Genomic DNA, 24,995 nt, shown 5'->3' with positions numbered 1-24,995 from the left:
TCATGCGAAACCCATCTTCCATCGCCTCGTTGACCGTGGCTACCGCGCTGGCGCTTTGCCTGACTGCTCCTGCTTTTGCGAAGCCTGCCGCCACGCCCGAACAGCAGGCCGCCGCCATCGTGGCCCAGATGACGCTGGAGGAAAAAGCAAGCCAGCTGATCAACTCGCAGCCTGCCATACCCCGCCTCAATCTGCCTGATTACCAGTGGTGGAGCGAGGCCCTGCACGGTTTTGCCTTCAATCCGCACGCAACCAATTTTCCCGAACCTGTCGGCCTTGCCGCCAGCTTCAACGCACCGCTGCTAAAGCAGATTGCCGAAGCAATATCAGTCGAAGGTATCGAAGCGAGCGATGCAATGGTTGCTGCCGGCACGCCGCTGGAACTGGGTGCAGGGCGCACCTACTGGTCACCCAACCTCAATATCTTTCGTGACCCACGTTGGGGGCGTGGTCAGGAAACCTATGGGGAAGATCCTTTCCTGACCGGCAAGATGGGCGTTGCCTATGTGACCGGTTTGCAAGGACCGAATCCCGACGCGCCAAAAATTGTCGCCACGCCCAAGCATTTCGCCGTCCACAGCGGCCCGGAATCGACACGCCATACCGCCAATGTGAATGTGTCAGTTCACGACATGCGTGACACCTATCTGCCTGCGTTCCGTGCGGCCCTGGTGGATGGCCATGCCGGATCGGTTATGTGTGCATACAGCGCAATCAACGGCCAACCAGCCTGCGCAAACACGTTCCTGATGCAGGAAACCCTGCGCAAGGACTGGGGCTTTACTGGCGCAGTGGTTTCAGACTGCGGCGCAGTGCGCGACATTTCAAGCGCTCACAAATTTGCACCTGACATCGTAGAAGGGTCGGCACTGGCCGTGCGCGCCGGGCTCGACATCGAATGCGCGACCGAAAGCTTGTTTGATCGCAATTCCTTTGGCCAGTCGGACAATTACGTCAAGGCCGTCAAGACCGGCAAACTCGCGGAGGCCGACCTTGATCGCGCGGTCGCACGCGGCTTGACCACGCGCATCCGTCTCGGTTTGGTGGACGGCAAGTCTGCCAGGCCTGCGCTAGCGACCTCGTCTATCAACACCCCTGAACATCGCGCGCTGGCACTTGCCGCCGCCGAACAGACGCTGGTTCTGCTCAAGAATGACGGCGTGCTGCCACTCGATCGCAAGGGCGTGAAGATCGCGTTGGTCGGCCCGCTTGCGGATTCGCGGCGGGTGCTGCGCGGCAATTATACGAGCCGGGAAACTGCCGATCTGCCCTCGGTGCTAGACGGAATGAAGGCTGCGCTGCCAGACGCACAGATCACCTTTGTTCCCGCTGGTGAATCCGTATCGGACGGCAATGTCATCCCGACATCCGCCCTGTTGAGCGAGGACGGCAAGCCCGGCGTGACCATGCGCTATTATCCGTTCAAGCCCGACGGCAAGCCTGCGCCGACGACGCTGATGGACAAGTTCATGCGTGCTTTCACTGCCACGCCGGCAGAAACGCCAACAACTACCCGCATTGAACCCCTGGTAAGTTCCGAGCTGTTCACGCAGCCGCAATTGCCCGATGGCGGCAAGGCAGTTGCATCAGGCTTCATTGTCGCACCTGAAACCGGCACGTACCGCATTGGCGCCAGGACCATTGCTGGGACGTTCGAATTTGCCGACAAGCCCAAGGTCGAGATCAAGAACGGCTTCAACCCTGCGGTCATGCCAGTCTTCCAGACGGTAGATCTGGTTGCCGGTCAGCGGTATCCGTTCACCTTCGCCGTGCAGGTTCCCGCGCTTCACTTCGGCGAATTGAACTGGCAGCGCGTTTCGCGCCAACCCGAAGCTGATCTTGCAGCGGGAGCCAACAATGCCGATGTGATTGTGGCTGTAGTCGGCATCAATTCCACCTTGGAAAGCGAAGAATCTTCGATCAAACTGCCCGGATTCAATGGCGGGGACAGGACTTCGCTTGATCTTCCGGCCGACCAGATCGCCTTGCTCAAAGCCGCCAAGGCCACCGGCAAGCCGCTCGTCGTAATCAATATGAGCGGCAGCGCAATCAACCTTGAATGGGCAAAAGAGAATGCCAGCGCCATCATTCAGGCTTGGTATCCCGGCGAGGCGGGTGGGCTGGCCGTAGGCCGGGCCGTGGCAGGCCTCGCCAATCCTGCTGGCCGCCTTCCGGTCACCTTCTACCGCGACGTTACCCAGCTGCCCGCCTTTGAAGATTTCGCCATGAAGGACCGCACGTACCGTTACTTTGAAGGCAAGCCGGTCTATGCATTTGGCCACGGCCTCAGCTACACTAAGTTCGCCTATGCTCCGGTAAAGGTGCGCCTGCGCGATCAAACCGGTGCGATGGGTGCAGTGGTGGAAACCGAAGTCACCAATGTAGGCAGGCGTTCCGGCGACGAGGTCGCCCAGCTCTATCTGAATTTCCCCGCCGCGCCCGGTACGCCAAAGGTTGCACTGCGTGGGTTCCAGCGGATCAGCATGGCACCGGGCGAAAAACGGTCGTTGCGCTTTGAACTCAGCCCCCGTGACCTGAGCTCGGTCTCGCCGGAAGGACAGACCCAGGTGTTGGCCGGAAACTACACAATTTCTGTTGGCGGCGGACAACCGGGTGATCAATTGCCGACACGTTCCATAACCTTCGCCATCAAGACGACGTCGAAGCTGCCGAACTGACAGAGGGCTTTCAGCTTCCTGTTGCCAGCGAACCTGAGGGCAATCCCGGCATGGATTGCAAGACCTCGGCTAGAACCGGAGGCGATTGGCTTGGACTGCCTGCCCAACCAATCGCCTTTATCGTGCATTTGGTTGATTTGAGAGACCCCTTAGCTCAACTTTGTACGATAATCGCTGCATTAGCGATGCGCAATGGCAACTGAACAAGGAGCCATGCGCGAGCCTCAGGCAAGAGTCATAGTCTGATGGACGCTACCAATGTGATTTCTATTTGAAGTGCGAACTCCCGGTGAGAGTGTAGCGTTTTGCCGGGGGTGGGGCTCGCCCCACCCCCGGCAACAAAATTCAAGTCGCTATGTGGGCTGCGATTTGTTCTCCAATGACCTCGGTTGGTGTTCGGAATCCGAGGCACTTGCGCGGCGTGTTGTTCAGCCTCTGGATGATAGCTGCCAGATCAGAATCGGGCAGTGCGGCAATGTCAGTATCGAGCGACAGAAAGCGGCGGATGCGACCATTGCTGTTCTCCACGCTTCCCTTCTGCCAGGGCGCTGATGGCTTGCAGAAATAACTCGTCATGCCGAGTTTTGTCTTGAGTGTAGCGAATGCCGCAAACTCGGTGCCGCGGTCGAACGTAATGCTTTGCCGAAGGGTCTGGGGAAGGGGGCCAAGGTGGTGTTCAATCCCCGCCATGACACCGATCGAATGGCGACTGGGGTTGCGCGTGAGCACGATATATCGGCTGCGCCGTTCGACCAACGAGGTAAGATTGGATTTTCCAAATTCTTTCCTGAAAGCAATGAGATCGCCCTCCCAGTGACCAAACTGCTTGCGTTCGGCAATCTCTTTGGGACGTTCTGCGATGGTGTTTGCCAACGGGATATTCAGGCCTCGCGGTTTGCGCGCATAGCGCTGGCGCCGCGTCTTCCGCTGGCGCGGCAGGTGGCTCCAGAGGCCTAACTGACGACCTTTTGTGCCGTATACAAACTGGTAGATCGTCTCGTGGCAGACAGTGATGGGATTGGCCTCATCGAGCCTTAAGCGGCCAGCAATTTGCTCTGGTGTCCAACATTGCTGAAGATGCTCCACGATGCGCGCGGCAAGCTCACGATCACGGTTGACCTTGCCGCCACATGCAGGAAACCCCGCACCCGCAGGAGCGCGCCAGCAAGGCGCGCGGGACCGAGTGCGGCAACTTTGATGGGGCAGCTCCTTCACTTCTGACCGGCAATTTCCGGCACTCTGCTGATCATCATCAGCGGACGGCCGGAACGCTGGTGCTGATGATCAGCAGTCATGCGGTGATTATGATCATCATGGCCAAAGAGAGGCCTTTTGCGGAGGTATGGTTTGTTAGAAATATGTGTGCTAGTTTCTAACGAAAGGAGCACACGAATCATGTCCGCCATGGCCGACAAGATCATGAAGCGCATTCGCGCGAAGGGGCGGGGGTGGGTATTCACCCCCAAGCATTTCATCGACTTCGGCACACGCGGCTCGGTCGACATGGCACTGTCGCGCCTAGCGCAGGCTGGGGAGATCCGCCGGATCGGGCGCGGCCTCTACGACTATCCTCAGCTGCACGACAAGCTGGGCGCGCTGACACCCGATGCCGAGATGATCGCGCAGGCCGTATCGGCGCAAAGCGGCGACCGGCTCGCGCCCTCGGCAGCGGTAGCGGCGAACAGGCTTGGCCTGTCGACGCAAGTGCCTGCCAGGACGAGCTATGCGACGACAGGACGAACCCGCGTGCGCCAAGCCGCTGGCCGAAGCGTCACGCTGAAGCACAGCCGCGCACCAGTGCTGGGCAATGCCTCGGAGGCTGCCAACGGCGTGGTCCAGTATCTGGCTGGACTGGGGCGCGCCAACGTCGATGCTGATGCGATTTCGCAGCTTGCCGCGCGGCTTGATGACAAGGATGTGCAGGCACTGCTCAAGGGCCGCGCGCAGATGCCCGGTTGGATGGGCGATGTCGTGCTGAAGATCGGGGCGGCGCACCATGGATGAATTTGCCCGGCGGCCTGCCGAAGATCGGCGGGCGTTCTTCGCCGAAGCAGCCGCACGCCGCGACCTCACGCCGCTCATCGTCGAGAAGGACTTCTGGGTGTGCTGGACCCTGCGCCGGCTGATGGGCTTACCCGAGCTGGCCAAGGTCCTGACCTTCAAGGGCGGGACCTCGCTCTCGAAGGCATTCGGGATCATCAAACGGTTTTCAGAGGACATCGATCTCACCATCAATCGCTCAGCGCCGCTGCTCGGCGAGGTTGCTCCGCCGATGGCGAGCGACATCAGCGGCAAGGAGCGCGAACGGCGCGGCAAGGCGCTCGGCGCTGCCGCGCAAGACTGGGTTGGAACGATCCTCCTTCCGACGCTCGCGCAAGCGATCGAGGATGCCTTGGGCACCCGTGATGGTTGGAGCATCGAGGCAGATCCCGATGACAAGGATCGGCAGACCGTCCTGTTCAACTACCCGGCATCCTCGGGCTACGGTCTCGACTATGGCAATAATTATGGGGGGCGTACCGGCTACGTGCAGCCGCGGATCAAGCTCGAGTTCGGGGCAAGGGGCGACCCTGAGCCATTCGAGCAGCGGAATATCCTGCCCTATGTCGCCGAGGACTTTCCGGGCGAAGTGCCCGATGCGGTGACTGCCGTGCCAACGCTTGCGCTCGAAAGGACCTACTGGGAGAAGGCGACGATCCTGCATGCGCTGCACCACAGCGGCAAATTGCGACCAGGCCTGTCGCGGCACTTCTACGATGTGTTCATGCTCGACGCCTCCGGGATCACCGAGCGTGCGCTGACCGAGCGAGTGCTGCTGGAGCAGGTCGTCAGGAACAAGAGTCTGCTCTTCGCTGATGCCAAGGCCTCCTACGGCACGGCGCAGCTCGGCACACTGCGGCTCTCGGTCACTGACGCGATGCGCGACGAACTTGCGGCGGACTACGCCGCCATGGCGGAAATGTTCATGGAGGATCCGCCGGCGTTCGAAGAACTGGTGTCCCGCCTCGCGGAGATTGAGAAGCGGATCAATGCGGCCGGCTAGCTCGCAAGGGCACCGGCACGGCGATGGGAGAGATCCGCACGATTTGTGGGAGAAACAGCCCACCCAAGGCGGGCAATGACATCTCTACCTGGCTGCGAAAATCCAAGATCGATAATAATAGTTATGTAAAATACGGGAGCGCGTGCCCGTGCTGTCCCCGTGGCATTCGGCTGCGCAGGAGCCTGCGCAAATTTGATCTGGGTCAATTACCGTTCCGGCGAATCCTGCTCTCTATAAGACACAATGAACCAAACGTGTTCATTACGTCATAAACGAGATGGAGAGCGCGGGGCCATGGCCACGATCCTGAAAGAAGCACCTGAAGCGCAGGCCGAGCCTGCCACGATCATGCCCGGCTACAATCTGGACGCGGAAAAGGCGCTCGTCGCCAAGGCGCGCGCTTTGCAGCCGATGCTCCTGGCCAACGCGGGTCATGGCGATGAACACGGCGTGCTGCATCCCGATGTGTTCCGTGCGCTGGGCGATGCCGGATTCTGGGCGATGGCCGCGCCGCGCCGCTGGGGCGGCACCGGCACCAGCGCCCGCGCCATGGCGCTGGTCGGGTTCGAACTTGCCAAGGGCGATCCTTCGGTGGGCTGGGTCTATACCGTGCTTCACGGCACGACATGGGTCGCCAGCCTTGGCCCGGATGCGCTGCAGGAAGCGATCTTCGGCGCCTCGGCGGAACATCCGGTGATCTGCGGCATCGCCAATCCTCCGGGCACGCTCGACGAGGTCGAAGGCGGCTACATCGTCAACGGGCGTTGGCCCTATGCCTCCGGGTCGGCCCATGCCAGCTGGGCGCAGCTTGGCGTAGCGATCCGCAAGCCCGACGGCACGCTGGAGCATGGCGGCTTTGCCTACTTGCGCCGCGAGCAGTACACTATCGACACGACCTGGCACATGATGGGCATGAAGGGCACCGGCTCGAACACCATCGTGGCGCAGGAGGTGTTCATCCCGCGCGACCAGTTCTTCCACGTCGCCAAGATCGGCATCGGCGGGCACGAGCCGGGCAAGCGCCATGTCGGCGAGCCGTCGGACTACTGGCCGTTCATGCCGTTCCTGCGCGCCACCGCCCATGCCGTGGTTGCGGGCGCGGCGACCGCCATTCTTGAACGGGTCCGCGATGCCGCGCACAAGCGCCCGATCGTCTATACCTCCTATGGCCGGCAGGCGGACTGCGTGACGGTGCAGGCCGAACTGGGCAAGGCCGCCGCACGGATCGCCGCTGCCGAGGCGCTGACGCTCAAGACTTGCGACCTGATCGACCAGGCCGGGCTCGAACGCCGCCGCCTGACCCCGCAAGAGCGCGCGCAGAGCAAGGGCGAAGGCTCGCTCGCGGTGGAGCTGCTCAACGAGGCGATCGAACAGCTGATGTTCCTCGCAGGATCGAGCGCTTACGCCGATGCCAACCCGATCCAGCGCTATTACCGCGATGCCTCGTTCGCCATGCGGCACGTCGCGAACCTGCCCTACGTCGGATACGAAATCTTCGGGAAGTCCCTGCTGGGCACCGAGCCGAACATCTCGCCCGCCGACTTCATCTGACCCTTCCCCAAAATCCGGACAAGCCAGAGAGGACGCCTGCAATGCGCATGATTCCCGCCAAGGACATCGTCAACGAAGCGCTGTCACAAATGATCGATCTCGAAAACCGCGAGGTTTCGGTCGCTCTGCTGCACGATCAGGAGATCTACGAAATCGAACTCGAACGCATCTTCGCCAAGGCGTGGTTGCTGCTCGGCCACGAGACCGAAATTCCCAATGTCGGTGACTATGTCGTGCGCCTGATGGGCGAGGATCAGGTGATCGTGGCGCGCGCCGCCGATGGGCAGGTCCACGTTTCGCTCAACGTCTGCCCGCACCGCGCGATGCATGTGTGCCTTTCGGATTCGGGCAATGCGCGGGTGCACAAATGCATCTATCATGGTTGGGCTTTCCGCCCCGACGGCAGCTTCATCGGCGCGCCGATCGAGCGCGAGCAGATGCACGGCAACATCAAGTCCAAGGCGCAGCTCGGCCTCAAGAAGGCCCGTGTGCAGCTTTACGGCGGCCTCGTCTTCGCCACCTGGAACATCGAAGGTCCGAGCCTCGACGAGTGGCTGGGCGACATGAAGTTCTATTACGACATGCTGTTCGACCGCACCGACGGCGGGCTTGAAGTGCTCGGCCCCCCGCAGCGGCTGACCATCGATGCCAACTGGAAGACCGCCGGCGAACAGTCTGCTTGCGATGGCTTCCACACCCTGACCCTGCACGGATCGGTGATCGATATCGGCGCGATGGGCGGCGAACACGACACCGCGCATGAAAGTGCGCCAGCGATGTATGGCATCAACCTTTCAGGCAACGGCCATTCGCTGCGCTGCATTCCTGCCGATACCAGCTGGGCGCTGGCACACGGCAAGGGAGATCTCACGCCTGACGAGCGCCTTGAAGCGTTCCCGCCGCCGGGGATCACGCCAGACCTTCTGCCCGAACTGCGCCGCAAGATGAGCGCCGAACAGCTTCACGTGCTGGCCAAGGCACCGCCGGTGGTGGGCGGCATGTTCCCCAACGCGAACATCCTGTTCATCTACAGCCCCTTGCGCGATGGCACGCTCGGCTCGGCACTGGTGCTGCATTCGATCATGCCGCGCGGCGTCAACCAGTTCGAATGGACGACCTACTACTTCGCCGAAAAGGGCACGCCCGAGCACATCAAGACGATGATGCGCGCCGCTGCGACGCAAGGGACCGGCACTTCGGGCATCATCGAGCAGGACGACAGCGACACCTGGCCGCACATGACCGAATCCGCGCGCGGCGTGATCGGCCGGACCGAAACGCTCAAGTATCAGGCGATCCTCGGCGAAAACCGCCCGGCTGATTGGCCTGACAAGGCCAAGGTCTATGAAGGCTTCGGCAAGGACGACGCCCAGTGGGAATGGTGGCTGGCCTACCACCGGCTGATGACCGCCGCCTGATGGCCGCGATTTGACGCCTCCCCCTTAGCGAAAGGATTTCTGCCATGTCCGCCGTTACCACCGCATCCGTCACCTATACCCGCAAGGACCAGCGCCGCGAGGAAGTGGCCTATGGTTCGCCTGTCCACAATGCCATAACCGGCTTCCTGATCCGCGAGGCCCGTCTGCTCGATCACCGCGAACTGGCGGAATGGGCCAAGCTGCTGGCCGAGGACCTTGAATACAAGGCCCCCGTCCGCATCACCCGCCGGGTGCAGCAGTGGGATCAGGAATTCGGCACGATGGGTCATTTCGACGATGACTACAATTCGATCCAGCTGCGCATCACTCGCCTGACGACGACGACCAACGCCTGGTCGGAAGATCCGGCCTCGCGCGTGCGGCGCTTCATCACCAACGTCTCGGTCTGGGAAACCGATGTTCCTGACGAATACGAGGTGTCGAGCTACCTGCTCCTGACGCGCAACCGTGCCGAGGCCAAGGACTACAAGCAGCTGTCCGCCGAGCGCAACGACCGGCTGCGGATGACTGCGGACGGGTTCAGGATCGCGCGCCGATCGATCATGATCGATCAGGTCGTGCTCGGCATGCCGAACTTCGCGATCTTCCTCTGAGCCAGCAACGACAGGTCTGCTCCCTTTCTCCGGATAGGGGCCGGGCCTGTCATTGCAGCCCTATCCTCCCCGGCAAAGTCGCTTGCCTGCGACGCATTCAGGAGCCGCGTTCATCATGGACCCCATCACTGCCGATCCGCTCGATCGGATGGTTTCAGACTATTCGCTTGTCACCAACGGATACTCCGGCAAGGCGCCCGCCAATCCCTATCCGATGTTCGAGGAACAGCGTGCGCGTTGTCCGGTGATGCATGGCGATCTGCTCAAGCAGCACAGCGTGCCGAGCATGGCCGACTACATGATGACCGGCCGCCCGACGGTGACGCTGCTGCGCTACAAGGACATCCACGCAGTCCTGATGGACCCGGAAAACTGGCAGAGCTACATCGTTGGCGATGGGTTCGGCGCCGCGGTGGACAACATGCTGCTCACCGCGATGGACGGCACGGAACACGACCACTTTCGCGCCTTGCTCCAGCGGCCGTTCATGCGCTCGGAAATACGCAAGCTGATCGATACGCTGATCAAACCGGTCCTGATGCAGGAGTTCATCGGCGAGCTGCGCCCGCGCGGAAAGGCCGATCTGCTGCGCGATCTGGCGCTGCCCTTCCCGATCCGCGCGATCTATCAGTATTTCGGCTTCCCCCACGATACCGAACTGCTCCAGAACCTCGCCAGCTGGGCAATTCAGGTGGTCGCCGCGCCGCAGACCGATCCCGCGCTTGCCGCGATCACCATTCCGCAGTCGATGGTGGCCGGTCAGGCGATGTACGACACGGTGCTGCCGATCGTGCAGGCCTATCGCCAGCGCGGCGAGATGAAGGCCGACATTCTCGGCCACATGATGCAGGTCAACGATGATGGCCGCACTTTCAGCGACGAACAGATTGCGGCGTTCATCCGCATGTTGCTGCTGGCCGCTGGCGAGACGACGACGCGCAGCATCGCCAACATGATGGTGCAACTGCTCGAAAATCCCGACGTGATGGAACAGGTCCGTGCCGACCGCACGCTGGTGCCCAAGGCGGTGATGGAAACCATGCGCCGCGACCCTACCGCAGGCGCAGTCGCGCGGGTTGCCGCCAAGGACATGGAAATCGGCGGCATTGCCGTGGCCAAGGGCACGGCGGTCCTGCTGTCGATAGCGTCTGCCAACCGCGATCCCGAAGTCTATGAAGACCCTGACCGCCTGTGGCTCAAGCGCCCGATGCGGCCGCTGCTCAGCTTCGGTTTCGGGCCGCATATGTGCATGGGCATGCACATGGCCCTGGCGGAAATGGAAGTGGCGCTCGACGCGCTGCTCGACCTGCCGAACTTGCGCTTCGACCCTGCCTTCCCTCACCCGCAGATCCGCGGGCTCAACATGCGCGGACCCGATGCCGTGCCGGTGCTGTGGGACGCCTGAACGCCTGAAGTTCCCCTGAAGCGCTATTGCTGCAATGAAAAGAGGCCGAAACCGGGGTGATCCGGTTCCGGCCTCTTTTGGTTGTGCTGTCGCAGCCCGATCAGAAGTTCAGGCGAGCGACCACGCCGTAAGTGCGCGGTTCACCCACGGCCACGGAATTGACCGGGAAGCTCTTGAGCAGCACGTCGGGTGCGGCGAAGTAGCGTTCCTTGGTCAGGTTGCGGGCAAACACGCCGATGTCGAGCCCGGTGCTGGCAATGTTCTTCCAGTCGAGGCGCATGTTGACGAGATTGTAGCCCGGCAGCTTCTCACCGTACTGCCCGCCGAAATCGGCGGTCATGAACAGATCGGCGTTGAGCACCAGATCGCCATCGGCCGGGTGCACCGGCAGGGTCCAGCTAGCGCCGACCGTGCCCGAGACCGAAGGCGAATAGCGGTTCACGTCGCTGGCAGTGAACGAGATGCCCGGCACCGGCGGCAGCGTGAGCTTGTCCACCTTCATGTGCGTGTAAGCGCCGTTGAACGTGAACGTGAGGTCGCGCGTGAGGTTGACCGCCGCGTCCAGTTCCACCCCGTAGATCGACAGATCGGCAGCATTGACGCCGAAAGAGCCGTTGGTGGGATTGTCCGGTGCGGTCGAAGGCACCAGCGCCTGGGCGTTGAGGAACTGCAGCGCGTTCTTGTACTTGCTGTAATAGACCGCCGTGTTGAGGTGGCCTGTCGCGCCCGAGACATCGAAGTTCAGTTTTTCGCCGATTTCGATGTCGGTCAGCGTTTCCTTGCCGGTCTTCTGGAAGGGGCGCAGGTCCACGCACTGGCCGCTGCCGAACCCGCAAGCGGGATTGGTGCCGCCGGTGGTGAACGGGGTTTCGAACAGCGGGGTGTTGATGTTGACCCCGCGATAGCCCCGGCGCGTGACCGCATAGAGCAGCAGGTCGGGGCTGGCCTTCCAGTCGATGCCAAACGTCCAGCTTGGTGCCGAGCCGCTGTTGGTGACGACGCCCACGCCGTCGGCCAGACCGCGCGCCGCGATGGTGCGGCAGGCTTCATCCGACGCATAGGTCGTGCCGATTGCGCCGCCACAGGCCGAGACCTTGTCCCAGCTGTAACGTGCGCCCGCGTTCACGGTAACGCTGTCGCTCAGCTTGTAGGTCAGCTGGCCGAACACCGCATAGTTGGTGTTGGTCACATTGGCGGTGACCACCGAAGCGGGGCTGCCGGGCGTAACGAACGCTTCGAACGTCGAGCCTGAAGGACCGTCGGGCTTGTCGTGGCTGTAGAACCCGCCGACGATGAAGTCGAACTTGTCGAAGTTGCCGAGGAACTGGACTTCGTCGGTCAGGTACTGGCGCTGGATCAGGGCGGCGGCGTGGAAGACCGTGAAGGGCACGTCTACCGGGCTGCCGAACAGCGCGCCCGGCAGGGCCGTCGGCCCGAGCGCGGCGGTGTTGATCAGCTGGTCGCTGCGGTTCTTGCGCAGGCCGAAGATGTTGCGCAGGGTGAAGTCACCGAACGCCGCCGAAGTGTCGTTCGAGATGCCGAAGTTGCGGCGGTTGGCGCGGCCCGAACCCGAACTGTCGGCAAAGGCGCCGTAGAAGTTCTGCTTCTGCTGCGCGAGATAGCCCTGGGTCTGGGCATCCAGCGCGCCGCCGACAATGCCGCCAGCGACCGGGCCGAGCGCAGGCGCGAACAGCGCGGTGAAGCTGAAGTTCTGGCGCAGGAGATAGTAGCCCGACCCGTATTCGCGGGCCTTGAAGTAATCGACCACGGTGGTGTTGGTCAGCCAGTCGTTGGGCGTGAACAGGACCGAAGCGCGGGCGCTGTCCTGATGGATGTTGTTGAAGCCCGCGCCGCCGTTGATCGAATACGTCAGCGGATCGGACCGGCGGATCTGTCCGGCCACGCGGACTGCCAGCACATCGGGGATGACCGGCACGTTGAGTGCGCCCTGCACTTCGCGGTAATCGAAATTGCCATAGGTGCCCTGGACATAGCCGCCGAAGTCCTGCTTCGGGCCTTGCGGCGTGATCAGCACCGCGCCGCCCAGCGTATTGCGGCCAAACAGCGTGCCCTGCGGACCCTTGAGCACCTGGATGCTGCCGATGTCATAGGTCGGCACGTTCGAACCGAGCGATGCCATCGGCACGTTGGCGAAATAGGTGACCACGCCGGGAGTGACTTCGCCGGTCGGGATCTGGCCAATGCCACGCAGGGTGACGGCGGTGTTGTCCTTGCCGCCTTCCGACGAGAAGGTCAGTCCGGGCGAGATCGTGCGGATATCGGCAATCGTCTGGACGCTGCTGCGCTCGAGCGCGGCGCCCGAGAACGCGACGACCGAGACCGGGACATCCTGAAGGCGTTCATCCCGGCGGCGCGCGGTGACGACGATGTCGCCATCGGCGGGCACTTCGTCTGCCTGTGTGGTGACGGCGACGTCGGTTGCCTCCTGCGGGGCGACATCTACGGCCGCGTGAGCGGTTCCGACAGCCATCAGCAGGGCGGAAACCGCCGAACCGCAAAGAAGCTGCGTAAATTTGGCACTCATCAAAAATACTCCCAAAAGCCGCGGCCAGATCCGGCGCGGCACCTTGAACGTCAGCGCGATCATGCGATCACCTCTGGCTTGCGGGGCGCTACAAAACGGCTTGCCCTTCCCTTCCCTATCGAGCGACAGGGTTTCAGCGCATTGCCAGGCTGTGCGCTCAATTTCCAAAAAAGCGTTGTAAATGTGCAACTTGCTGGTTTTCACGCGGGCAGGACCCACGTCTGCGACGGGCAAAGCTCCGCCGGCCCCGGGTTGGGGCAACGCAGGTGGCGTGATGGGTCAGGAAAGGCAGACCGGCGCTGCGGTCCGCCTCCTGCGGGCGGGATCAGCCTGCGGTTATGCCGCTGTCAGCGGTGTAGCAGGCACCATGGACCGAGCGCGCGCGGTCGGACGCGAGGAACATCAGCGGCTCGACAATGTCTTCGGGCTGCGCGGGCGGGCGGAGACCGATGTAGCGCGCGATCAGGCTCTGGTCGGCGTCCTGCGGGAACTCCAGCGTGGTGACCATTTCGGTCAGCATCCCGCCGGGCGCGAGCGCGTTGATCCGCACCGGCGAATGCATCATTTCCATGGCGAGCGACTTGGTCAGGCTGAGCAGCGCCGCCTTGGTCGCGCCATAGGGCGCGGTATAGGCCTGACCGAGGAAGGCCGCCGTCGACACCACGTTGACGACATTGCCCCTGGTTTCGACCAGATGCGGCATCGCGGCCTGCATCAGGAAGAACGGCGCGGTGACATTGGCCGCAAACAGCTTGGACCAGTCCTGCGTGGTTACATTTTCCAGCGCGTGGAAGCGCAGAATGCCCGCGATGTTGCACAGCACATCGAGCTTGCCGAACGTCTCGACGGTGGTCGCCACGGCGCGCGCACAATTGGCGGGATCGCCAAGGTCGGCGGCAAACACCGCGCTTTCGCCCCCCGCTTCGGCAATGCGCCGCGCGGTTTCAGCCAGCCCTTCGGCGTTGAGATCGGCCAGGCACACTTTGGCGCCCTCTGCGGCAAAGCGCAGGCTGGACGCGCGGCCCAGCCCCGATGCGGCACCGGTGACCAGCACCACCTTGCCTTCGAATTCGCGTGCAGTCATGTCAATTGCCCTTTGCCGGAGCGGCGACCACGGGCGTGATCGCTTCATAGAGATGGGTCGCCATGCCTTCCATCGAGAAGGCCTCGCTCATGTGCATCTGACCGGTTTCGACCAGCGACGTGAGGGTTGCCAGCGTCTCGTCCGGGGCGTCGGTGTCCATGGTATAAATCGCCATGTACTTCTGTGGCGGCGCGCCTTCGGCATCGCTGTCCGTCAGGCAGAAGCGCTGCGCCGATACGAAGCCGGGCACCGCGACGACATCGGCCAGATGGCGATTGCTGTACCAGTCGTTGTATTCGTCCTCGCGCCCCGCAACCGGATTGCTGTGCACGACATAGGCAAAATGCGGCATATGTTTATCCCCAGACGAGCGGCAGTGTGACCGGTTGGATCATGCCGAGATGGTATTCTACCGCGTGGCCCGGTTCGAGGCTGAACTGCGGAAGCCGCGTGAGGAATTCCTCGATCGCGATGCGCATTTCGCGGCGGGCGAGATGCATGCCGACGCACATGTGCGGGCCGAAACCGAACGATACGTGACGCGGGTTGCGGTCGAAACGGACCACGGCCGGTTCGGGAAACTCCTCGGGATCGCGGCCCGCCAGCGTGGTCGACATGGCGACCTTGTCGCCCGGCATCATCTTCACGCCGCCGAGCTCGGTTTCCCTGGTGCAGGTGCGGAAGGTGGTGACGGCGGCATAGGCGCGCATCATCTCGTCTATGGCGTGCTGGATGCGCTGGGGGTTGTCCTTGAGGAACTGCTGATCGGCAGGATTGCGCGCCAGATGCAGGAACTGGTGGCCCATGTTGGTCGAAACGGTATCGAGCCCGCCGATAAACAGGTTGAAGGCGAAGCCGACCAGTTCGTCATCGTTGAGCTTCTGCCCTTCGACCTCGACGCCCAGCGCGTAGCTGATGATGTCGGTGCCGGGGTTCCTGCGCCGCTCCGCGATCTGGTCACGCAGGAAGGCCACGACATTGCGCGTCGCGTCGGCCATCTTGGCCATGTCCATTTCGTGCAGCAACCCGGTTTCCCATTCGAGGAACTGCGCGGTGTTGCTGAGCGGGAAGTCCATCAGTTCAAGGAACACCTTGATCGGGAATTCGAACGCGAAATCGGCCATGAATTCACACGATCCGCGCTGCCGGAACGACTCGATGTAGTCCGCCGCATAGCCACGGATCCGGCCTTCTAGCTTGGCCATGGCAGAGGGCGTGAACAGCGGGTTGATGAAGGCGCGATACTTGCCGTGCTGTGGCGGATCGAATTCGACCGGAAGGTTGGTCCAGGTATCACCGACCATCTTGGAATAGGGCGAGAAGTCCTTGCTCGAGAACGTCTCGGTATCCATGTAGACCTTGCGCAAGTCCTCCACGCGGCGGACGATCCATGCCGGGGTGAAGCCGGGATAGGCGTGCGGGGCGTAGAAGATCGCGGGGCCTTCATGCACTGCATTTGCCCAGTCGCCGAACGGATCGGCCTGCGTGCTCGTGCCGAACATGTAGGGGAACGGGCGGACGAGGTCTGCCGGGACGTGGGCCGGGATCACCGGATCGGGCAGCTGGAAATTCATGGCATTGCTCTCCGTACGCAGCGCCGGAACGGCCATGCGCATAGCGAATGGCTTGCAGAACCGGCTTCCATTAGCGCGAAATATCGGACAGCATGAATCGCAACAAGTAGGATCAATTTTTGCAGGTTAGTATCATGGATGTGCCTATTGCGGAAAACCGGCCTATTCTGAAGAATCAGGCGGTGAAACCGGAGGACTATGCCGAGCTGCGCCGGGCGCTCACGCTCATTTCCGGCAAGTGGAAGCTGGAGATCCTGTGGCTGCTCTATCACCGTGCGCACCGCTTCGGGGAACTGCTGCGGACCATCGGCGGAGTGACCCAGCACATGCTGACCCGGCAATTGCGCGAACTCGAAGCCGACGGGCTGGTGACGCGCACGGTATTTGCCGAAGTGCCGCCGCGTGTCGAATACGCGATGACCGATGCGACAATTGCATTGGAGCCTGCCATCTGGGCGCTGATGAACTGGTCGCGCGAATATGGCAGTCGCCCTCGCCCCGATGCCGTGGCCGGGGACTGAAGGCTTGCTGCCTGCCCATGTTGGAATGTTTCCCCGGGGAAACATTCCGACACGGGCAGGCGCAGGCGTCAGAGGCGCGGGCGCAGAAATGCCAATGCGCGTTCGGGCGCGCCGACGATGAACGCGTGGTCGATGTCCGGCCCTGCGGTTTCCACGTTCCAGCCCAGCGCGCGGGCGCGGTCGTGCTGCACCGGGTCCATCACGTCGCCCAGAATGGCGAGGTAATCGACCGGCTTGTCGATCGCTTCGGCGCCGTGAGTGACCGGGCTGACCATCCCGCGCAGGGGCATGTCGCTGAGATGCGCGAGCAGCCATTCCTGCCGTTCGGCAGACATCTTCATCGGCTTTTCCTTGGCGCCGTTGCGCTGCATTTCGTCAACGCCGGTGCCGATCGGGCCGTCTCCCGAGGCGAGCAGGGCATCGAGGCCGGCGGCGTCCTCGGTCTTCATGTAGCCGACCGCTTCGCCGACGCTCTTGCCGGTGAGCGGCACGATCCCATCAAAATAGATCACGCGGGCAATCCGGTCGCCTGCCCGCGCGACCACGCCCGGCGCCACCGTTCCGGCATAACTGAATGCCACCAGCACCACATCGCGCAGATCCTCGAAGGTCAGCACGTTGACGATATCGGTCACGTGCACATCATGCGTCACGTCGCGCCCGATCAGGTGCGAGCGTTCGCCAAAGCCGGTGAACGTGGGCGTGAACACGGTGTGCCCTTCGGCGCGCAAGGTTGCGGCCAGTTCGGCCCAGACCCAACCGCCCATGCCACCGCCGTGGAGGAAAACTACATTTGCCATTGTCTTGTTGTCCTTGAAACCTGGTGTCCGGAGCGCGCGTCAGGCGTCCTGAAGCTCGAAATTGGTGATGAAGTTTTCGGGCGGCATCGGTCCCCACAGGAACATCGAATCCTCCGGCGGATGATTGTCGGCAGGCCAATCGTGCCCGGCGGGGATGAAATCGATGTCGCAGCTGTATTCGGCATAGCTGCCCCACGGATCGGGCACATAGTGGAAGTAGTTCGCGCCGAGCACGTGCTGGCCGACGCCCCAGCCCTTGTCGTAGCCCAGACTCGCCATGTGCGCGCCGCCAACGCCGACTTCCTGGATCGTGCCGACGTCCCAGCTGCAATGGTGCATGCCGGGGCCGGTCGATCCGGCCAGCGCCAGCAGGTGATGGTCGCTGCCATGGACACCGTGGAGGAAAGCCACCGCATCGGCAGAACGGTCGGACAGCTTGAGGCCCAGCGTCTTGGCGTAGAACTCGATGTCGCGCATCACGTCGCTGGTGAACACGAGGAAGTGCGACAGGCGGCGCGGCTGAACGCGCGGCGCCTTGCTGCGCGGAACGGCGGCGCATTCGCCGGGGCCGACCGAGCGGGTGAGGAACTGCGCCTTGGTATCGGGCGAGCACTTCTCCGCCTCGATCACCTGCATCGCCATGCCATCGAGATTGCGGAACCAGATGCCGCCGTCTTCGCCCATCGCAGGGGTGCCGGTGATTTCGACGCCAAGCGCTTCGAACTTCTGGCGGAACGCCTCAAGATCGCCCTTGAACACGCCGAATGAGACATATTCGAGTTTCTTGCGCGCGCCGCCCTGGCGGATCACGCCCCAGCGGTGCGGGTTGCCGAAGGTGAAAAGTTCAAGGTTGCCGCCAGCATCGCGCACATCGAGGCCGAACTCGCTGTAGAACCGGCGCGCCTCTTCGAGATCGGGCACGCTCAGGCAGAAGTGATCGATTGAGTGAATGGCGGGGCCGCCAGCGGGCGCAGTGTTAGCCATTGTCCTTGTCCTCTCGTCGTCAGATTGCGTTGAATTCGGGCGCGCGGGTGTGCTGACCGGCAAAGAAGCCGCGCACCACGCGCAGGAAATCGTCCGGTCGCTGGAACGCGGCGAAGTGGCCGCCGTGGGGCAGTTCCTGCCAATCCACGACGTTGCGATACGTCGCCTCGACCAGCGAACGCGGCCAGCGGAACGGCTCGCCCGCGAACCGCGCCACGCCGGTCGGCACATCGACCACGGCATGGGCATAGGCTTTTCGGAAATTGCTCTCGTGATAGAGCCGGAAGCTGGACCCGGCGGTGCCGGTGAACCAGTAGATCGACAGGTTATCGAGCAGGTGATCGCGGCCGAACACGGCTTCGAGATCGCCGCCATGGTCGGTCCAGGCATAGAACTTGTCGATGATCCACGCGGCAAGGCCTGCAGGCGAATCGTTCATCGCCACCGCCAGCGTTTGCGGGCGGGTCGACTGGACGAAGGCGTAAGCGGAATCCATCGCCATGTGCTGCCCCAATCGCGCATATTCGGCGGCTTCGTCTGCATCGAGTCCATCGACCGGGATGGCGGGATTGTTCGGCCCGCCGGGTGCCATGTTTATGTGGAGTGCGGCGACCCGGTCAGGGTAGTTTTGCGCCATCGCGCTGGTGACGATCGAACCCCAATCGCCGCCCTGCAGGAAGTAGCGCGGATAGCCGAGAGCTTCCATCACCGCGGCGATCATCGCGCCGGCCGTGTGCGTATTTACGCCGGGATTGCGGGTCGGCCCGGAAAAGCCGTAGCCCGGAAGCGAAGGCACGATCACGTGGAAGGCGTCGGCGGCATTCCCGCCATGCGCTTCGGGATCGGTGAGCGGGCCGATCAGGTCGAGGAACTCCACCACCGACCCCGGCCAACCGTGCACCAGCACCAGCGGGCGCGCGGTCGGAACCGGGGAGCGCACATGGTAGAAGTGCAGGTGCTCACCTTCGACTTCGGCCAGGAACTGCGGGTAGGCGTTGAGCCGCGCGGTGAATGCGGTGAAATCGAACCCATTGTGCCAATGGGCGCAGAGGTTCTTGATGAAGGCTTCGTCGGTGCCGTAGCCCCAGCTCGTATCGGGCAGCCAGTCGGTCCAGCGGGTGCGCGCCAGACGGCTGCGCAAGTCCGCGACGTCGTCTGCTTCGATTGCGACCTCGAAGGGCTTGATGACCGCTGCGCTCACCTGTGGTCCTTGCCGCTCAGAGTGCCATGCCGCCTTCGAGCGGGATGACCGCGCCGGTGATGAAACTGGCCGCGCGGCTGCCGAGGAAGGCCACCGTGCCGCCAATATCCTCGGGCGTGCCGATGCGCTTGCGCGGCACCATGTTCGACATCATCTCGACGATCTCGGGCTTGTCGACCGGCGTCAGTGCCGAAGGGAAGAAGCCCGGCGCGATGGCGTTGACGGTGATGTTCTCGGCCGCGAGGCGCTTGGCGAGGCCGCCCGACATGTGGTGCAGCGCGGCCTTGGCGGCCTGATACGAATAGTTTTCCTTCGGTCCGATGCGCAGGCCCCCGATGGAACCGATGTTGACCACGGCGGCGTGGGATTCAGCCGAAGCCGCCGCGCGCAATTGCGGGAGCAGCGCCTGGGTCAGGAAGAATACCGACTTCAGATTGAGATCGACGACGGAGTCCCAACCTTCCTCGGTGAAGCTGTCGAGCGGGGCATCGTACATTGTGCCAGCATTGTTCACGAGCAGGTCGAGCTTGGGTTCCAGCACGGCAAAGGCCGCGGCGACGGCGCGCCCGCCCGCGACATTCGAAAGATCGCCGGGCAGCGCAATGCAGGTGCCGTTGGCGGACAGTTCGGCGGCGGTGGCTTCAAGCGTCGCGGCGGTGCGGCCGACGATGTAGGTGTGCACGCCCTGTGCCACCAGCACTTGCGCAATCATCCGGCCGATGCCGCTGCCGCCGCCCGTTACCAGCGCCGTCTTGCCTTCAACCGACAACAAACCGTTCATTTCCGCTCCGCGTTTCTACAGCGCCCGGCGGTGTCGCGGGCGCGTTTGGAGAGGTCATGCCCGGCACGGCATGGCTGGCAACCTTTCTTATGGCAGGTTGTGCCCTGCCGCCTCACTTCACCTCGATGCGCACGTCGGGGAAGCGGTCGTAATAGAACTGGAAGCGTTCACGGATGGCGGCGGGATCGATGCCGAAATCCTCGCGCAAGTTGTAGACCAGCTGGCCGTGCTTGCCGCGCTTGTTGGCGTCGATGGCCTGCTGGAAAGCATCGCGCGTCTGCTGGTCGAACGGCACCCCGGCGCCTGTATAGACGCGCTCAAGCTGGCCGAACGGATCGGCCATCAGTTCGTGGAAATAGAGATCGCACGATTGCGCGGGGTCGAGCTGGTCACGGTCGCGCACGCAGGCGCGGAGCAGCTTTTCATAGCGGTCGATCCAGTAATCGGCGATGGCCTGCATATCGACGCGAGTGCGCGTCAGCCGCGCACCATAGGCGATGCCGGTGATCGCCGACTGGATTGAGGCGACCGGATCGCGGTGATTGATGACGATGTAGGAATCGGGGAACGCGCCGCGCACCGCCAGCAATTGTTCCATGTGCTGCGGGCACTTGGTCACCCAGCGGTTGGGGCCTTTCTGCCAGCTCAGCACCTGCATCGCCTTGCGCACATAGCGCATGACCGACGTTGAATCGTGCGCGAACTGGTAATCGCGCCATTCGGGCACGTGCGCGATCCATTCGAAATAGTAGCCGCCGAAATCGAGGCCCTGCAGCTCGATGTCTTCGGAAATGTGATCGGGCGAAAATTCGTGGATCATCTTGATATAGGGCATGACCGCGTCGGTCTGCGCCCATTCGGCGGCGCACAGATCATAGCGCGTGTCCTTGCCGTCCTTGATCCACGGCGCCGCGATTGGGCGCACCGCTTCCCAGTGCGGCAGCGAGCGCAGGCGCGGATCGGCGGACATCAGCTGGAGCGTGTAGGTTGTGCCCGAACGCGGCAGGCCGGCGATGATCAGCGGGCGCTCGATCGGAATATCGAGGATTTCAGGGTGACGGCGAACCGTGTCTTCAAGCTGCAGGCGGTTGGAGGCGAGCCGCACCGCTTCGCTGAACAGGGTGCCGCGCCCGGCGGCGCTGAGTTCGCTGTCGTTATCGCCTGCGCGCATCCACACGGCGAGGCGTTCGCGGAAATCGTCCGGCCCGAAATCGGAGAGGCCGGTGCCTGCTTGCGCTGCGGCCAGCACCACAGCGGGGTCGAGCGTAACGGGGTTGGCCTGGCAGAACGCAAGCGCGCCTGCCTGCATTTCGGTGAGGACGGGATGGGCAAGATCGGTGATGCGGATCTTTTCGGCAACGTCGGACATGGCAGCGATCCTCCCTTATGCGCTCGCACCGGCGTCAAGCGCCCGGCGGGTTTCGATGATGGCGCTTTCGAGCCAGCCGAGTTCGTCGAACACGCGGCCCTCGGTGCGGTCTGCCAGCGCTTCATAGACGGCGAGTTCGGTTTCGCGCACGGTGCGGTCGTCCGGCGCGGCGACCACGGCCATCTCGATCAGGTGCAGCGCCTTTTCGACATCGCCTGCGGCCAGATGCGCGCGTGATTTTTCGGCGAGCACTCCTGCCCCGCCCGCCAGAGCGACCACTTCGGGCCAGACTGCGCTCGGCGGCGTGGCATAAAGCTCGCTGGTGCGCTCCTGCCGGAACCATCCGGCGTATTCTTCCCAGATCGCGCGGACATACCAGTTCACCGGCCCGCGCCCGTCACGCAGCACAAGATGAGGCGGCAACGCGATTTCGGCCATCAGTTCGGGCAGGGTCTTGCCCTCGTTCATGCCCGCGACCGTCTCGTCATGGAGGTATTGCACGGCATCGCGCAATTTGGTGAGGTGCGCGCGCACGGCCTCTGCGCCCGTGATCGGATCATCGTGCCCGGTCACCAGCATTTCCGCGCCGAGGTCGATCATCATCTGGCATTCTTCCAGCCAGAACACGATCGAGCGGTCACGGTCGCCGCGCGCGGTATAGAAATTGGGCGATGCACCCATGATTGCGCCCGCCCAGTTGCCGAAGAACAGCGTCTTTTCCTGCGGCATCCAAACGGCCAGCGCATCGAGCGTTTCGCCCGAAGGGATCGACAGCGCCTGATAGTGGCGGCCCGAAACCGTGAAATCGTGGCTGTCGGCAAATTCCGTGAGCGGCTCGGGATCGCGCGCCTCGAACCAGAACGCACCGGTATCGCCCGGCGGGATGAGTGCAGCGAGAACCTTGGCGTTGCGCCGCCCGAAGAAGCGACCCATCAGCTTGCGTTCGGCGCAGATCCGCTCGAACTTGCGCTGGACGATGGTTTCCACGCCTTCGTCGGCGAAATACTGCCAGCCGCCGGTATGATCGGGGTGGCTCTGGGTGAACACGATCTGCGTCACTTTCAGCGGCCGGCCGATCAGTGCTTCGAAGTTCTTGCGGATCTGCTCGCCCTGCACTGCGGTGCCGGTGTTGATCACCACATCGCCAGCATCGCCGGGGATGAGATAGGCGTTCGAGGTGGCGCGGTTCATCACCACGTGATCGCTGATCCATTCTGCCGGACGGTCAGGCTTCCACGCAATGGCGGCGATCATCGGATGGTCGAGCGTGCGAAAGCGGGTCATGCGCCTCTCCTGGCTGCGTGTCTTGGTGCAGGTGGTATCAGGCCCACCCAGTCTCCCACCTATCGTCGGGACAGGTGCGGTTTGTGGCAAGACAGGTGTGTAGTTGCGCCGCGCCCAGACTATCGCGCGCAAGCCATGGCGCGATTGCGACAGTTATATATTCTATAGAATGTGTGGCGGAGGTGTAAATTTGGGGGTATTGGCGAGTCTTCAATGCTCTCGCTCAGGAGTCGCCCACCCCTATGTCGATCTCGCTTGTCCGAGCGCAGGCCCCCGTGACCCGGCGCGATGCCGTGGTCGATGCATTGCGCGATGCCATCGTTACCGGTGCGCTGGAGGCGGGTGCGTTTCTGCGGGAAACGGCGCTGGCCGCGCAGCTTGGACTGAGCGCGACGCCGGTGCGCGAGGCCATGGGTGTGTTGCAGGCCGAAGGGCTGGTCGAGATCGAGGCGCACCGACACAAGCGTGTGACGCCAATCGACCTTGCCGCAACGCACGACCTGCTCGAGGTGCAGGCGCATTTGTGGCGGCTCGGCTATGTCCGGGGCATGCCGCATGTGAGCCCCGCGCAATTGCGCGATTTGCGCACCGAGGTCGAACGCTATGCCCGCGTCATCGGTCAGGGCGAGGAAAGCCAGCCCGCAGGCAGACTGGAAGCCATCCGCGCCAGCCATGCCTTTCACACTGGCGTGATCGCGGCAGCGGCGAACAGCGAATTGCTGCGCGTGACGCTCGACCGGCTGGCGCTGGTCGCGCGCTTCATCCTTCTGCGCGGCGGATCGACGATCAACCCGGCGGGGCTGCGCCTGCATCAGGCGATTCTGGCCGCGATCACCATCGGCGATCACGAACAGGCCCTCGCCCATTTCGATTCCCTCGCCGCCCGCATGATCGCGCTTGCTGATCCTGCTGCCTCGGCGCCTCACATCACCGGAGACTGACTCATGGATTTCGAACTTCCCGAAGAATACCGCTCGTTCCGCGACATGGTGCACCGCTGGGTCGATGCCGAGGTGCCCAAGGAATGGGCGCGCAAGCTTGAAGCCGATGAGCACGCCTATCCTTTTGCATTGTGGGACAAGTTCACCGAGGCGGGCTTCCACGGCGTCGGCATCCCGGAGGAATTCGGTGGTCAGGGCGGTGACGTTCTGATGCAGATGCTGCTGGCGCGCGAACTGGCGCGGTCGCTGGGCGGACTTGCGTGGATCTGGGGCATCACCTCGTTTGCCGGGTCGAAGTCCATCGGGCTTTATGGCAGCGATGAACAGAAGAAGAAGTTCCTGCCGCTGATTGCATCGGGCCAGTTGAAGGCGGCGATTGCCTTCACCGAACCTGCGGGCGGCACCGACCTGCTCGGCGCGATGACGACCACGGCAGAGCGCGTCGATGGCGGCTGGAAGATCAACGGCGAGAAGATCTGGAGCTCGTCGGCGCATGTGGCCGACTACCTGCTGGTCATCGCGCGCAGCGACAAGGCGGCGGAGAAGAAACATCAGGGCCTGACCCTGCTCTGGGTTCCGACCACCACGCCGGGCGTGAAGATCACCCCGCTGGCCAAGCTTGGCATGCGGTCGATGGGATCGTGCTCGATCCATTTCGAGGACGCCTTCGTGCCCGACGAACTGGTGCTGGGGGAGCCGCACAAGGCCTGGTACATGCTGCTGCCTACGCTCAACAACGAGCGCATCATGGTCGGCGCATTCTGCCTTGGCGTGATCGACGGCGTGCTTGAAGACGCGGTCGATTACATGAAGCAGCGCAAGGCGTTCGGCGGGATCATCGGCCGGTTCCAGAGCCTGCAGCATTACGTGGCCGACATCGCCACGATGCAGAAGACCACCGAACTGATGATGATGTATTGCGCCGACAAGCAGAGCCGGGGCGAACCCGTCGGCGTCGAGGCCAACATGCTCAAGCTGATGGCTTCGGAAAACGCCAATCAGGCCGCCGATCTCGGCATCCAGATCCTGGGCGGCATGGGTTATTCGGCGGAGACCGACATGCAGCGCTACTGGCGCGATTCGCGGCTGTGGCGGATAGGGCCGATCACCAATGAAATGGTGCGCAACGGAATTGCAGAGAGCCTCGGCCTGCCCCGCTCGTATTGACCCGGAGCGCTGCGAAACCTGTCAGCCTATCGGTT

At 63.0% G+C, this 24,995-nt stretch carries 22 protein-coding genes; 11 read left to right on the top strand and 11 right to left on the bottom strand.

The genetic code is table 11. The features are described from left to right. The first annotated feature begins 2 nt into the window (after nt 1-2). Nucleotides 3-2,678 (top strand): glycoside hydrolase family 3 C-terminal domain-containing protein, encoded by a 2,676-nt coding sequence (locus RM192_RS17335; RefSeq protein WP_311508893.1) that lies wholly within the window; start codon nt 3-5, stop codon nt 2,676-2,678. Between the two features lie 345 nt (nt 2,679-3,023). Here the strand turns inward: RM192_RS17335 and RM192_RS17330 are convergent, their stop codons facing one another. After that, nucleotides 3,024-3,893, bottom strand: coding sequence for an IS30 family transposase (locus tag RM192_RS17330; RefSeq protein WP_311508892.1), 870 nt, complete (start codon nt 3,891-3,893; stop codon nt 3,024-3,026). Between RM192_RS17330 and RM192_RS17325 the strand changes: the two genes are divergently transcribed. The 7 genes from RM192_RS17325 to RM192_RS17295 all read left to right on the top strand — a co-directional run bounded on the left by RM192_RS17325 (nt 3,809) and on the right by RM192_RS17295 (nt 10,709). Beyond that, the gene (locus tag RM192_RS17325) at nt 3,809-4,054 is read left to right on the top strand and encodes a hypothetical protein (protein WP_311509238.1); all 246 of its coding nucleotides are present in this window, start codon (nt 3,809-3,811) and stop codon (nt 4,052-4,054) included. The two genes, RM192_RS17330 and RM192_RS17325, sit on opposite strands and share 85 nt — an antisense overlap. A 19-nt stretch (nt 4,055-4,073) precedes the next feature. Continuing rightward, nucleotides 4,074-4,682: a DUF6088 family protein gene (locus tag RM192_RS17320; RefSeq protein WP_304537579.1), complete on the top strand. Its 609-nt coding sequence runs from the start codon at nt 4,074-4,076 to the stop codon at nt 4,680-4,682. Next, nucleotides 4,675-5,721 carry a nucleotidyl transferase AbiEii/AbiGii toxin family protein gene (locus RM192_RS17315; protein ID WP_311508891.1) on the top strand — a complete coding sequence of 349 codons (1,047 nt, stop codon included), beginning with the start codon at nt 4,675-4,677 and terminating at the stop codon, nt 5,719-5,721. The genes RM192_RS17320 and RM192_RS17315 overlap by 8 nt, the downstream gene beginning before the upstream one ends. A 294-nt stretch (nt 5,722-6,015) precedes the next feature. Beyond that, nucleotides 6,016-7,272, top strand: coding sequence for an acyl-CoA dehydrogenase family protein (locus RM192_RS17310; protein WP_311508890.1), 1,257 nt, complete (start codon nt 6,016-6,018; stop codon nt 7,270-7,272). Nucleotides 7,273-7,313: 41 nt separating this feature from the next. Continuing rightward, the gene (locus RM192_RS17305) at nt 7,314-8,690 is read left to right on the top strand and encodes a Rieske 2Fe-2S domain-containing protein (protein WP_311508889.1); all 1,377 of its coding nucleotides are present in this window, start codon (nt 7,314-7,316) and stop codon (nt 8,688-8,690) included. A gap of 44 nt (nt 8,691-8,734) precedes the next feature. Further along, on the top strand, nt 8,735-9,304 hold the full coding sequence (locus RM192_RS17300) for a 3-phenylpropionate/cinnamic acid dioxygenase subunit beta (protein ID WP_311508888.1): 570 nt from the start codon (nt 8,735-8,737) through the stop codon (nt 9,302-9,304). 115 nt (nt 9,305-9,419) lie between these two features. Then, nucleotides 9,420-10,709, top strand: coding sequence for a cytochrome P450 (locus RM192_RS17295; protein WP_311508887.1), 1,290 nt, complete (start codon nt 9,420-9,422; stop codon nt 10,707-10,709). Nucleotides 10,710-10,809: 100 nt separating this feature from the next. Here the strand turns inward: RM192_RS17295 and RM192_RS17290 are convergent, their stop codons facing one another. The 4 genes from RM192_RS17290 to RM192_RS17275 all read right to left on the bottom strand — a co-directional run bounded on the left by RM192_RS17290 (nt 10,810) and on the right by RM192_RS17275 (nt 15,912). Further along, a complete protein-coding gene (locus RM192_RS17290; RefSeq protein ID WP_311508886.1) occupies nt 10,810-13,254 on the bottom strand; it encodes a TonB-dependent receptor in 2,445 nt (814 codons plus the stop codon). 325 nt (nt 13,255-13,579) lie between these two features. Further along, nucleotides 13,580-14,338, bottom strand: a complete 759-nt coding sequence (locus RM192_RS17285) for an SDR family oxidoreductase (protein ID WP_311508885.1) — start codon at nt 14,336-14,338, stop codon at nt 13,580-13,582. 1 nt (nt 14,339) lies between these two features. Then, entirely contained in the window at nt 14,340-14,690 is a 351-nt protein-coding gene (locus RM192_RS17280; RefSeq protein WP_311508884.1) for a DUF4286 family protein, read from the bottom strand. Nucleotides 14,691-14,694: 4 nt separating this feature from the next. Further along, nucleotides 14,695-15,912 carry a cytochrome P450 gene (locus tag RM192_RS17275; RefSeq protein WP_311508883.1) on the bottom strand — a complete coding sequence of 406 codons (1,218 nt, stop codon included), beginning with the start codon at nt 15,910-15,912 and terminating at the stop codon, nt 14,695-14,697. 182 nt (nt 15,913-16,094) lie between these two features. On the opposite strand from RM192_RS17275, the gene RM192_RS17270 reads away from it, so the two are divergent. Next, on the top strand, nt 16,095-16,433 hold the full coding sequence (locus RM192_RS17270) for a helix-turn-helix domain-containing protein (protein WP_311508882.1): 339 nt from the start codon (nt 16,095-16,097) through the stop codon (nt 16,431-16,433). A 68-nt stretch (nt 16,434-16,501) separates the two neighbouring features. Here the strand turns inward: RM192_RS17270 and RM192_RS17265 are convergent, their stop codons facing one another. From RM192_RS17265 to RM192_RS17240, 6 genes are all read right to left on the bottom strand, one after another. Then, a complete protein-coding gene (locus tag RM192_RS17265; protein ID WP_311508881.1) occupies nt 16,502-17,233 on the bottom strand; it encodes an alpha/beta hydrolase in 732 nt (243 codons plus the stop codon). A 39-nt stretch (nt 17,234-17,272) separates the two neighbouring features. Beyond that, nucleotides 17,273-18,217, bottom strand: coding sequence for a VOC family protein (locus RM192_RS17260; RefSeq protein WP_311508880.1), 945 nt, complete (start codon nt 18,215-18,217; stop codon nt 17,273-17,275). A gap of 19 nt (nt 18,218-18,236) precedes the next feature. Then, nucleotides 18,237-19,418 (bottom strand): epoxide hydrolase, encoded by a 1,182-nt coding sequence (locus RM192_RS17255; RefSeq protein WP_311508879.1) that lies wholly within the window; start codon nt 19,416-19,418, stop codon nt 18,237-18,239. 16 nt (nt 19,419-19,434) lie between these two features. Further along, nucleotides 19,435-20,199, bottom strand: coding sequence for an SDR family oxidoreductase (locus RM192_RS17250; RefSeq protein WP_311508878.1), 765 nt, complete (start codon nt 20,197-20,199; stop codon nt 19,435-19,437). A 112-nt stretch (nt 20,200-20,311) separates the two neighbouring features. Next, the gene (locus tag RM192_RS17245) at nt 20,312-21,568 is read right to left on the bottom strand and encodes a sulfotransferase (protein ID WP_311508877.1); all 1,257 of its coding nucleotides are present in this window, start codon (nt 21,566-21,568) and stop codon (nt 20,312-20,314) included. A 15-nt stretch (nt 21,569-21,583) separates the two neighbouring features. Then, a complete protein-coding gene (locus RM192_RS17240) occupies nt 21,584-22,852 on the bottom strand; it encodes an alkyl sulfatase dimerization domain-containing protein (RefSeq protein ID WP_311508876.1) in 1,269 nt (422 codons plus the stop codon). 242 nt (nt 22,853-23,094) lie between these two features. On the opposite strand from RM192_RS17240, the gene RM192_RS17235 reads away from it, so the two are divergent. Next, nucleotides 23,095-23,793 (top strand): GntR family transcriptional regulator, encoded by a 699-nt coding sequence (locus RM192_RS17235; protein WP_311508875.1) that lies wholly within the window; start codon nt 23,095-23,097, stop codon nt 23,791-23,793. 3 nt (nt 23,794-23,796) lie between these two features. After that, nucleotides 23,797-24,960: an acyl-CoA dehydrogenase family protein gene (locus RM192_RS17230; RefSeq protein ID WP_311508874.1), complete on the top strand. Its 1,164-nt coding sequence runs from the start codon at nt 23,797-23,799 to the stop codon at nt 24,958-24,960. The last annotated feature ends 35 nt before the right edge of the window (nt 24,961-24,995 follow it).

It is taken from the genome of Novosphingobium sp. MMS21-SN21R (genome assembly GCF_031846015.1).
GTDB lineage: Bacteria > Pseudomonadota > Alphaproteobacteria > Sphingomonadales > Sphingomonadaceae > Novosphingobium.
The sequence above is the reverse complement of the archived record's forward strand: the minus strand, read 5'-3'. Positions and strand labels throughout refer to the sequence as shown.

Coding starts and splice junctions, on each gene's coding strand:
- RM192_RS17265 (WP_311508881.1), bottom strand. CDS start 17,233: ATGGCAAATGTAGTTTTCCTCCACGGCGGTGGCATGGGCGGTTGGGTC.
- RM192_RS17250 (WP_311508878.1), bottom strand. CDS start 20,199: ATGAACGGTTTGTTGTCGGTTGAAGGCAAGACGGCGCTGGTAACGGGC.
- RM192_RS17235 (WP_311508875.1), top strand. CDS start 23,095: ATGTCGATCTCGCTTGTCCGAGCGCAGGCCCCCGTGACCCGGCGCGAT.
- RM192_RS17275 (WP_311508883.1), bottom strand. CDS start 15,912: ATGAATTTCCAGCTGCCCGATCCGGTGATCCCGGCCCACGTCCCGGCA.
- RM192_RS17285 (WP_311508885.1), bottom strand. CDS start 14,338: ATGACTGCACGCGAATTCGAAGGCAAGGTGGTGCTGGTCACCGGTGCC.
- RM192_RS17290 (WP_311508886.1), bottom strand. CDS start 13,254: ATGAGTGCCAAATTTACGCAGCTTCTTTGCGGTTCGGCGGTTTCCGCC.
- RM192_RS17245 (WP_311508877.1), bottom strand. CDS start 21,568: ATGTCCGACGTTGCCGAAAAGATCCGCATCACCGATCTTGCCCATCCC.
- RM192_RS17295 (WP_311508887.1), top strand. CDS start 9,420: ATGGACCCCATCACTGCCGATCCGCTCGATCGGATGGTTTCAGACTAT.
- RM192_RS17240 (WP_311508876.1), bottom strand. CDS start 22,852: ATGACCCGCTTTCGCACGCTCGACCATCCGATGATCGCCGCCATTGCG.
- RM192_RS17310 (WP_311508890.1), top strand. CDS start 6,016: ATGGCCACGATCCTGAAAGAAGCACCTGAAGCGCAGGCCGAGCCTGCC.
- RM192_RS17260 (WP_311508880.1), bottom strand. CDS start 18,217: ATGGCTAACACTGCGCCCGCTGGCGGCCCCGCCATTCACTCAATCGAT.
- RM192_RS17320 (WP_304537579.1), top strand. CDS start 4,074: ATGTCCGCCATGGCCGACAAGATCATGAAGCGCATTCGCGCGAAGGGG.
- RM192_RS17315 (WP_311508891.1), top strand. CDS start 4,675: ATGGATGAATTTGCCCGGCGGCCTGCCGAAGATCGGCGGGCGTTCTTC.
- RM192_RS17280 (WP_311508884.1), bottom strand. CDS start 14,690: ATGCCGCATTTTGCCTATGTCGTGCACAGCAATCCGGTTGCGGGGCGC.
- RM192_RS17300 (WP_311508888.1), top strand. CDS start 8,735: ATGTCCGCCGTTACCACCGCATCCGTCACCTATACCCGCAAGGACCAG.
- RM192_RS17325 (WP_311509238.1), top strand. CDS start 3,809: ATGCAGGAAACCCCGCACCCGCAGGAGCGCGCCAGCAAGGCGCGCGGG.
- RM192_RS17305 (WP_311508889.1), top strand. CDS start 7,314: ATGCGCATGATTCCCGCCAAGGACATCGTCAACGAAGCGCTGTCACAA.
- RM192_RS17230 (WP_311508874.1), top strand. CDS start 23,797: ATGGATTTCGAACTTCCCGAAGAATACCGCTCGTTCCGCGACATGGTG.
- RM192_RS17335 (WP_311508893.1), top strand. CDS start 3: ATGCGAAACCCATCTTCCATCGCCTCGTTGACCGTGGCTACCGCGCTG.